The organism is Actinoplanes lutulentus (assembly GCF_003259845.1).
Lineage (GTDB): Bacteria > Actinomycetota > Actinomycetes > Mycobacteriales > Micromonosporaceae > Actinoplanes > Actinoplanes lutulentus.
Map to the genome: position 1 here is coordinate 1 of NZ_QLMJ01000039.1, position 6,736 is coordinate 6,736.

General features: G+C 64.9%; 6 protein-coding genes and 1 pseudogene. 3 read left to right on the plus strand and 4 right to left on the minus strand.

Going from position 1 to position 6,736, the window contains the following annotated elements; all coding sequences use genetic code 11:
- Positions 1–211: 211 nt before the first annotated feature.
- From B0I29_RS44915 to B0I29_RS44930, 3 genes are all read right to left on the minus strand, one after another.
- On the minus strand, positions 212–1,444 hold the full coding sequence (locus B0I29_RS44915) for a DUF6461 domain-containing protein (protein WP_111655301.1): 1,233 nt from the start codon (positions 1,442–1,444) through the stop codon (positions 212–214).
- Positions 1,445–1,789: 345 nt separating this feature from the next.
- A complete protein-coding gene (locus B0I29_RS44920; RefSeq protein WP_146617126.1) occupies positions 1,790–2,242 on the minus strand; it encodes a hypothetical protein in 453 nt (150 codons plus the stop codon).
- A gap of 598 nt (positions 2,243–2,840) precedes the next feature.
- On the minus strand, positions 2,841–3,644 hold the full coding sequence (locus B0I29_RS44930; RefSeq protein ID WP_146617127.1) for a hypothetical protein: 804 nt from the start codon (positions 3,642–3,644) through the stop codon (positions 2,841–2,843).
- A gap of 575 nt (positions 3,645–4,219) precedes the next feature.
- On the opposite strand from B0I29_RS44930, the gene B0I29_RS44940 reads away from it, so the two are divergent.
- From B0I29_RS44940 to B0I29_RS47350, 3 genes and pseudogenes are all read left to right on the plus strand, one after another.
- On the plus strand, positions 4,220–4,492 hold the full coding sequence (locus B0I29_RS44940; protein WP_146617128.1) for a hypothetical protein: 273 nt from the start codon (positions 4,220–4,222) through the stop codon (positions 4,490–4,492).
- Between the two features lie 760 nt (positions 4,493–5,252).
- The gene (locus B0I29_RS44945; RefSeq protein ID WP_111655307.1) at positions 5,253–5,573 is read left to right on the plus strand and encodes a helix-turn-helix domain-containing protein; all 321 of its coding nucleotides are present in this window, start codon (positions 5,253–5,255) and stop codon (positions 5,571–5,573) included.
- Positions 5,574–5,695: 122 nt separating this feature from the next.
- A pseudogene (locus tag B0I29_RS47350) lies at positions 5,696–5,837 on the plus strand (winged helix-turn-helix transcriptional regulator); the annotation flags it as partial.
- On the opposite strand, the gene B0I29_RS44955 reads toward B0I29_RS47350, so the two are convergent.
- Complete coding sequence (locus tag B0I29_RS44955; protein WP_111655308.1) at positions 5,838–6,245, minus strand: RidA family protein; 408 nt, start codon at positions 6,243–6,245, stop codon at positions 5,838–5,840.
- Between the last annotated feature and the right edge of the window lie 491 nt (positions 6,246–6,736).

The window sequence follows — 6,736 nt, forward strand, 5'->3', positions numbered from 1 at the left end:
CCGGCCCGGTCGAAGGCAACGTCAACCGCATCAAAACCCTGAAACGACAGATGTACGGCAGAGCCAACTTTGATCTGCTCCGAAAACGGGTCCTTTCTGAGCGTCTAAGCAAGATCAATCACGCAAGGAGGGACAGAACCTGACACTGACCGACAGAGCCACGGCTTGGTGCTCGCAGCGGAAGTCTGGTTCCGGAGCCGGTGTAGCAGGTCTACCAGGGATATCGTTCCGGGCCTTCGTAGTGCGGGGGCGGTCCGTTCATGGGCCAGTAGCCCAGGGGTAGGTCGCCGTTGTCGTCGATGGCCTTGATGACGATTTTGCCGAATGCTGGGACGTCGGCAGGTACCTGGAACAGCACTGGTCCGGAAACCTTTTCGCCGGGTTGGAGAACCGTCGTCTCCAGCTGTTGTTTGCCGCCGATGCCCATCGGCCAGTAGCGGGAGCTGTCGGCGGCCACGAATGCGAGGTCGTGCGGTGCGGCCAGAGCCTGGCCGCTGACACCGGCCACCTCGACGTCGAGGAGCAGCCATACGGTGTCGGCTTCTTCGGGATCCGGGCCGGCGTTCGGTGCCTGCTGCACGGAGCGGATGGTGTACCGCAGTTCGGCGTCGTTGCCGTAGGGCGCGAAAGGCTGGACGGTGATCGGCTCACCGATGGCTGCGACACTGAGTCCAATGCGGCTCAGGTCCATGGTTTCCACGGCCTCGACCGTGGGAGCTACGTCGTGGAAGTACAGCGGCGGTACGACCTCGACGGCCTCGTCGAGGTCCAGTGCCTCGGTGGCCGGCACGCTGACCGCGAGAAAGGTCGGCTGGCTCAGGGTGTCGTTGGTGAACGGGACACCGGTGAGGTGATGGGCCAGGGCGAGTGCTCGCTGGGGTGCCTGATCGTCGAAGACCCACCGGGGGTCGCTCGGGTCAAGGTCCTCGTCGCTGAGGTTGAAGCCGAGTTGCTCCATCACCGCGAGCAAGGCGTCAGGGTCGCTGCCGTCGCGCCACCCGGCGTGATAGGGATCGAACGCCACCCGGATTTCGCCGTCATGAGCCCAGATAAAGCGTGGATCGTTCGTCTCGGTGTTGTAGAGGACCGCGACAGAGGTACCCGCGGACAACCGGCGCAGGACGCCGTCGGTAATGCCGAGCAAGCCGTAAATCTCCAGCATGAAAGCGCCACCGGCCTGATCACACACGGCGGCGAACTCCCGGCCAGTGCTCTTACCGCCTGCGGCGTACGTCCCGTCCTCGTCATAGGCGTCGGGAGGCGTCGTCACCGCGGACTCGTACCGCTCGAACCGGGCCAGCCCTTCCATACGGGCAACCTCGGCGCCTCCCAGACGACGAACCACTTCCGTCGCCGAGACGTCCTTGACGAACGTCAGGCAGGACGCCACTGCCAAGCCCAGATCGGTTTCCTCGAACCAGGCGTAGTCCTCGGCAGTCAGCACAACCTTGATTCTTCAGACTCGAACACCTTGGGCGCCACGGTTCCGCCAAGAACCTCGGCAACGAACCGCCAGCCACGACCGGCCACGGAGGAACGGCTCGATGCGCGGCTCAAGCCACTCGAATCCGCAGCGCATCTGCTCGGCGGTCCACTTCCCGTGTTTCCGCGATGAGGGCTTCACAGATGGCTTCACCGAAGGTCGGTCTCCGGGTCTCCGGTTCCGCCTCGTCATCCAGGAAGATGCCGGCATGCGCGAATCGCGCCGTGGGCCTAGGGGAGGCGTGAGGCATCCTTTCTCACAGTGTCACTGACAGCGTGAGCATGGATGCGCCCTCGGGTGCGCCGCTCAGCCGGGGGTCTTGCGGGCGATCAGAGCGGACCATTGCTGATCGCCGTCAGGTTGAACGGTGATGGTCATCGGGCCTCGGCCCACTGCCGGGTCAGTTGCCGGTTCGTGAGGTCTGCTGCCACAGGGAGTCGTGATCGTGGTGGAGTCCGTGGACGCGGTGGCGTAGGTGGTGACGACGGAGCCGCCGCCGGCACACGCGATGAACACGAAGAGCGCGCCAGTGTCGTCCAGCTCGCCCAGCGTTGCCGTCCATGGTCCGGTACGTTCCGTGAGCCGAGCGAGAACCGGTCCGGCGAATCCGCCGAGCGTCGCGACGAACCCGGGCGGCGTCTCCGTGGGCTCAGGTACGCGATGTTCGGCTTGGTCGCGGGCGCAGGCGGACAACGGCGCCGTCAACAGGGTGATTACTCCCAGGCCAAGGATCGAGCATGCCGGCCGGGCCCTTTTCACGACGTCGAGCCTACGAAGTTCGGCGAAACCGCACACACGGAACCCGGCACCTTCCCGCGCTTCGGCGCCCGATGCCATGATCGCGGGCCAGCCGGAGGTACCGGGCGGCATCGCAGAAGCGAACTCCCGGACGACGCCGCCTTCTACTTCAGCTCATGGGAGGCAGCGCAGCGGCGAAGCTCCCGCCGGACTGCCGCCAGCCCACGTCCGGCGGGTGCCCAGATCGACCGATCAACGCCCATCAGAGGTTTCGTAGTCCCGCGCGTACGTCAACGCCGCAGTCAATTCAGAGCGCGCAGAGTCCTCGACCCCGCGGAGAGTGCCTGGTCCGGCAATCAGTACCTGCCCCGAAGGCGACCATGCCGCCCGGTGGACCGATCCTCCGGTTCCGTCGGAGCCGGGAGCGAAATGTATCGGGAAGACCTTCAATGCGAGGTCGCCGAAGTGAAACACCACATCCAGGCGGTCGGAATCTTCCTGCACGTCGGTGAGGACACGTCCCGCGATCCACGACACCGCCGTCCTGATGTGGGGCCCGGGCGTCCTCATGTCCCACGATCGGCTGAGTCGCGAGCACAGCCGCCATTGCCCTACGGTTTCAATGCCTCAGCAACTGCAACTCGTCGCCCCAACCCTCGATGACAGGTGTGAGGACTGGGACCTGGATCAGGCTGTCGAAAGCGGCACAAGCCTTTTCGATACGCGCGAAGGCCGCTCGAATCGCTGATGGGTCACCGTCCAAGGTGGCGGTCAGCAAGGCGAGCAGCTCCTCGGCCTGCCAGTGGGTAAGCGGGTGCCGGCGGAGCTCCCAGGGAAGATACTTGTGGTAGGGATGCACTCGTCCCTCCAATGTGAAGATCACGTCCAGGAGCCATGGCATCGACTCGGCGGCGTCCAGACGCCGTTCCAGCGTGCGTCCGTCACGGTCATTCTTCAGTGCGCGATAGGCGAAATTGAGCCAGCCGTCCAGCCGGTCATGCTCAACGAGGATCGATTCAGCTTCGTCGGCATTGACCGTGGCTTGCCGGCGAAGTGCTGATGCCAACCGCCCTTCGGTGTGGTCCAGCAGCGTCGGTGCCCAAGCGAACGACCAGCGGTACCACCATCCCTCAGATCCGAACGGCGACACCCGCTCAAGATCAGAGATTGCCACGATGGTCTCGTCCAGCGTTGCGGAACGGCTCGTCTCGGGCCCGCGCCCGCCGTTGTTGGTGAGCACGACGAACACATCGAGGTCGGACCTCTCCGTCGCCATTTCCCGACCTGCTGAGCCAGACAAGACCAGGCCCAAGAGCTTCGGTCCGTAGTCCGCTGCGTTGCGATGTGCCAAGGCCTCGAGCAGGTCGCGGTGCGCGGGAGAGAGGCCGGGTGGCAGTTGCAGGGCATCAGTGTGGTCGGGCACAGTTGCCAACTTTTGCCCCAGAACCCGACGTCTGTAAGTGAGTTGATGTCGCGGCCTCTATCGCTACCGGTGGGACGACGCCCGCGGCAACGAATTCGAGGTGGCCGTCCTGGCGGCGTCGGTCCGCACGCTGATCATTCCTGACAAACGCGCTCCGATCCGGCACGGCAGGTCCTCGTAGGGGCTGCCGAAAGCGTCCCAGAGCCGCAGAACGAATCCGGTCGCATGGCGTCCGGTGACTGCTTCCGTCTCCAAGATGTCGTCGGCGAGGACGTCGGGGACAACCCGCGTCAGATCACTTCGCGTCACAAGAGCCCCGCGATTCTGGAGATCTTGAGAGGCGCATCAGGCATCGTCAACCACCAACGGCGCGGTCAACTGGCCCTGCGGATCAGGTTGAGGCCGATGACCGCCATGTGGGGCGAGCCGATGGCCTGGCCGGTGAAGTGCCCTCTGGCAGCCAAGCTTCGGAAACCGTCCGTGTACATGGCGGATGAGCGGCGCCCATCACGGGTACAGGACCGCCGCCATCGGCACCGCAATCGCACCTTCCAGCGCACGATGAAGGACTCATGATGACCGCCACTGCGCACGAAGTCGCCGAAAAACTCAACCGCGCCTTCGACGAACCGTCCATGACGATGGCGATCCTGCTGGCTGACGTCATTCCCGCGCTCGCGGAGTTCGATCAGGAGGCCACCACCGCTGCGGACCCGGACAGCTATCTCGACCGGATCGTTCTGTTCGACGGCAGCATCATTCTCTACGACAGCCGCACCGAACGCTGGGCCGTCAGCAGCACCGAAGAGGTTGTCGCGTCCGACCAGCGGCGCCTGACCTCACTCTGAGCCGATCCGGGCGGGTAACCGCCCGGACGCCGTAGCCAACACGCACCTGCGGTCGCCACTGTACAAAGCCCTTTGCGGAGGGCAGCCCGCCGAGGTGTCGCGTCGGGTTGCCCTCACCCAGAACGGAGACATGGGCGCCGAGAAAATCTATGGTGAACTCACTAGACTTTCTTGGTGGAGCGGGTTAACGTTTCTGTCGTTGACAGCAGAGATCGTTGAAGACGCAGACGTAGCAGGCCGAGCGTCAAGCAGGGCTCGGACGGTTCGTGGCTCGCTCGGCACCGCGATGGAGTGCGCTACCGCACCCCAGCAAGACAATGCAGTGGTACGACAAGACCTTGACGTAATTCCAGGTCAGGGCATGTCCAGGCAGGGCCGATGCAGGTTCGGGGCCCTGCCTGATGCAAGACAGATCTGGCGCACGTGTGCGGTGCCATGAAGTTTGCGTGGGGCTCCGACACCGGCAGATGGCACGACAGGAATTCAGTAATGGAAGCAGAGGAAAGGGAGGGTTCAGCACCGTTGGATCGCCCGCCGGTCAGGACGCAGTTCCCGGTTCTGGGGGTGGACACCGCAGTCTCCATCGAACGTGAGGTGGTCTCCGGTCACGCTTATGCGATCCTCGCACCCCAAGCCGCTGAAGTTCGAGGCCGGTGCGGATACGACAAATCGACGACCCTGTCGGTGGATGGTGTAGTAAACCCGTAACCCTGGGCCCCGGCGCTTTCTGCGCCGGGGCCCTCGTCATGGAGGTACCTGTATGGCCCAACCGGACGACATGCTCGACGATGAGGATTACCCCGCCTACACGATGGGTCGCGCCGCGGAGATCACCGGCGCCTCGCCGGACTTCCTGCGCCGACTCGACGAGGCGAAACTGTTCACGCCGTTGCGGTCCGCCGGCGGGCACCGCCGTTACTCCCGCTACCAGTTACGCCTGGCCGCACGAGCTCGGGAGATGGTCGACCGCGGCACCGCCCTGGAAGCCGTCTGCCGGATCATCACCCTCGAAGACCAGCTCGACGACGCTCTCCGGCACCATCAAAGCGACCAACACCGACGACACGCTGACGCCGCCTGACCCACATAGCCCTACGGTCCTTCTCCCACACGAGAGCTACCGTCTTGTCGCACCTGCTCGCGTAGACCTGAACCGTGCGCCAAACGGATCACTACCGCGCACGTCTCCTCCGCAACGGACGCATCCCGCCGCGCGTCGAGTACACCCTCACCGGGGGCCGGTGATGGCTTGTGTCAAGTGGCCGACGGCATGTGCGGCTGGACCCAGCGCTACCTCGGCCGCATTGAGACATCCCGCAGCCGCTTCCACGACCCGGTCGGCTGATCAGTCGAGGACGGCGACCGCCTCCACTTCCACCAGATGTTCCGGCACGTCCAGTGCGACGATGCCGAACAGCGACGCCGGCGCGGCCGGGGTGAAGCCCAGCCTCGCCGCTGCGCGGGCGATGCCGTCCAGGAGCTGCGGCATCTGCTCGGGTTGCCAGTCGACGACGTGCACGGTCAGCTTCACCACGTCGGCGAAGGTCGCGCCGACGCCGGCCAGGGCGGCGCCGACGTTGAGGTAGGCCTGCTCGACCTGGGCGGCGAGGTCACCCTCGCCGACCGTCGTGCCCGTCTCGTCCCAGGCGACCTGACCCGCGACGTGGATCAGCTTCGAGCCGGTCGCCACCGACACCTGCCGGTAGATCGGGATTTCCGGCAGCCCGCTCGGGTTCACCAGGGTTACCGCCATGACGCGCACCTCTCTCTTTTAGTACTCGGCAACAAAGAAATCGGTCATCAAAAGGCGAAGAAAGCACTTATCAGTTACTCGGTCACCTTTAGGTAACCGCCTGGGGATCGGAACCCAGTCGACAGCCGCCTGTCCGCGCGGGCGCATGCGCCGACCGGCGAATAATAGATTTGATGCGTCGTTACACGCCGGCTTCGTCCTGCAGCAGGTCCTTGCAGGGCCGCTTGGATGGCAGCACCTCTCAGGCGGCTTCGGTCAACGCTCGCGACGGCGGTATCTGGCGTTCCGATGCCGGACCCGCCGGTCAGTCGCGTTGCTGGCGAACGTCAGCCGCGGGTCCGTGTTCACGGCTCAGCCGCCGCGCAGGGTGCGTGCCCAGGGCTCGTCGATGTCGGCGAGGCCCAGGGCGAGCGTGACGTTCTCGAGCATGCCGGCGCCGAACCATTGCCGGACAGCCTCGTCGGATCCGAGGAGTTCGCTGATGAGTTCGA

What these genes read in the sequence shown, in the direction of transcription:
- B0I29_RS44955 (WP_111655308.1), bottom strand. Translation starts at nt 6,245, where the DNA reads ATGGCGGTAACCCTGGTGAACCCGAGCGGGCTGCCGGAAATCCCGATC.
- B0I29_RS44945 (WP_111655307.1), top strand. Translation starts at nt 5,253, where the DNA reads ATGGCCCAACCGGACGACATGCTCGACGATGAGGATTACCCCGCCTAC.
- B0I29_RS44940 (WP_146617128.1), top strand. Translation starts at nt 4,220, where the DNA reads ATGACCGCCACTGCGCACGAAGTCGCCGAAAAACTCAACCGCGCCTTC.